The sequence below is a fragment of the Bacteroides cellulosilyticus DSM 14838 genome (genome assembly GCF_000158035.1).
Classification (GTDB): Bacteria; Bacteroidota; Bacteroidia; order Bacteroidales; family Bacteroidaceae; genus Bacteroides; species Bacteroides cellulosilyticus.
In genome coordinates this window covers 337,174-339,549 of sequence record NZ_EQ973495.1, presented here as the reverse complement: position 1 = coordinate 339,549, position 2,376 = coordinate 337,174, and the positions used below count along the sequence as shown (strand labels likewise).

The following is a 2,376-nucleotide window of genomic DNA, read 5'->3' as shown; positions in this document are numbered from 1 at the left end:
GGATGTCGTAAAAGACAGTTTTGATTTTGCCGGACAGCAGTTGAAGTATGCATTTACGCAAATAGACTCTGCTAAAGCAAGCATGCCGGAGGAACAACTGAAAAGAAAACCGGTTTCTCCCCGCACGATAGAAGATAACGGTGCCTTGCGCCTGGTAGCATCAAGAGACTGGACCAGTGGTTTCTTTCCCGGTGAGTTGTGGTATATGTATGAGTATACACAAGATGATTTCTGGAAGAAGCAGGCACAGGCATTTACTGCTAATATAGAAGACCAGAAAACGAATGGCGGAACGCATGACATGGGATTCAAAATGTACTGTAGCTTTGGTAACGGTTATCGCCTGACCAATGATGCAAACTACAAAGATATCCTGTTGGAATCTGCAGCCACATTGATTACCCGCTATAAGCCAACAATTGGTTGTATCCGTTCCTGGGATCATAGCCGTGACAAGTGGCAATGTCCGGTTATCATTGATAATATGATGAACCTTGAATTGCTGTACTGGGCATTTAAGGAAACGGGTGACTCTGTGTATTATAACATTGCAAATGCACATGCCCACACTACAATGAAAAATCATTTCCGCGATAATTATAGCTCTTATCATGTAATCGATTATGATACAATCACCGGAGACGTGCTTCATAAGCATACACACCAGGGATACAATCACGAATCTGCCTGGTCAAGAGGTCAGGCATGGGGCTTGTATGGCTATACCATGTGTTATCGTGAAACGAAACTTCCAGAATTCTTGTCGCAAGCTGAGAACATAGCCAATTACATCTTTACCAATCCTACCATGCCGGAAGATATGGTTGCATATTGGGACTTTGATGCTCCGGGTATTCCGAACGAACCGAGAGATGCTTCTGCTGCCGCAGTGATGGCTTGTGCCATGTACGAATTGTCCATGTACAATCCGGAGAAAGCATCATTATACAAGAAATGGGCGGATACGATTGTTGAGAGCTTAAGCAAGAACTATCGTGCGCAATTGGATGGTGACCGTGGATTCTTACTCTTGCACAGCACAGGTGCGCACAACTTTGAGAGAGATATGCCTTTGGTTTATGCAGACTATTACTTCCTGGAAGCTTTGCTCAAGAAAGCTAAATTGGAGAAAGAAGGTACGGCTATTCTGTAAACGTGGAGAATCAATAGGTATGAGACGTATAATTGCATTGTTAGTGATGAGTTGCTTTGTTGCAGGTACCTTTGCGAAGGTACCTGTGATGGGCAATAAGATCCGGTTAACGGATAACTGGGAGTTTCTCCGTCAGGATGTGGGCAATATCTGGGAACTGGTACGCCCTATAAAGAAAGGCCAGCCGGAAGAGCAACCTATATGGACAAAAGTTACGTTGCCCCACTGCTTTAATGCGGAGGATGCTGTTGATCCGGATTTGAATTACTATCAGGGACCGGGATGGTATAAAACACGCCTGAAGCTGGATAATCCATATCCTGACGGACGGATGGTATTGGAATTCGAAGGAGCGGGACAGAAGACGGATGTATATGTTTATATGACCAAAGTAGGTAGTCATGTCGGTGGATATGATAGTTGGAATGTAGATATAACAGATGCCGTGCGAGCTTTTCTGGCAAGCAAAGATGCTGAACGTTTTGGAGGTGAAATTCCATTGAGTATTCGTTGTGATAATACCCGGGATGCTGAAATGATACCTTCGGATTTATCGGACTTCAATTTGTATGGCGGTATTTACCGTTATCTGAATCTGGTGTATCTTCCGGAAGTCTCCGTGGCTTCTCTCCGGATAGAACCGGCATTGGACGCTAAATTGAAAAAAGGCAAGTTAAAGGTATCCGGTACATTCTATAATCCTGCAGATGTGCGTGAAGCACTGGTGGAAGTTACTGTGAAGAATGCTAAAGGTGAAGTGGTATCTACCCGCACACTGGATAAAATAACTCCGTTGGGAGATTTGGATATGCTGGATATTCAGATTGATAAACCACAACTCTGGGATGTAGATCATCCGGTATTATATACTTGCGAGGTTACTGTAACTGCCAATGGACAGAAAATGACAGCGAGTGAACGTTTCGGTTTCCGTTCTTTTGAATTTATAGATAAGGGGCCTTTCATGCTGAATGGAAAGCGTCTCTTGTTGCGGGGAACACATCGGCACGAGGATCATGCAGGAGTAGCTGCTGCCATGACTGAGGAGCAGATGATTCAGGAAATGAAAATGATGAAAGAGATGGGGGTGAATTTCATCCGTCTGGGACATTATCAGCAATCTGAAATCATTTTGAATCTTTGTGATGAACTGGGTATTTTGGTTTGGGAAGAAATTCCCTGGTGCCGTGGCGGTGTGGGGAATGAAACTTATCGCGGACAAG

2 protein-coding genes are annotated in these 2,376 nt (G+C 44.2%); both read left to right on the top strand.

The genetic code is table 11. The features are described from left to right. The coding region (locus BACCELL_RS23645) for a glycoside hydrolase family protein (protein ID WP_007214660.1) at positions 1-1,153 on the top strand (1,153 nt) is incomplete at its 5' end. A 19-nt stretch (positions 1,154-1,172) separates the two neighbouring features. Further along, positions 1,173-2,376 (top strand): glycoside hydrolase family 2 protein (locus BACCELL_RS23640; protein WP_007214659.1); only part of this gene is annotated, 1,204 nt, incomplete at its 3' end.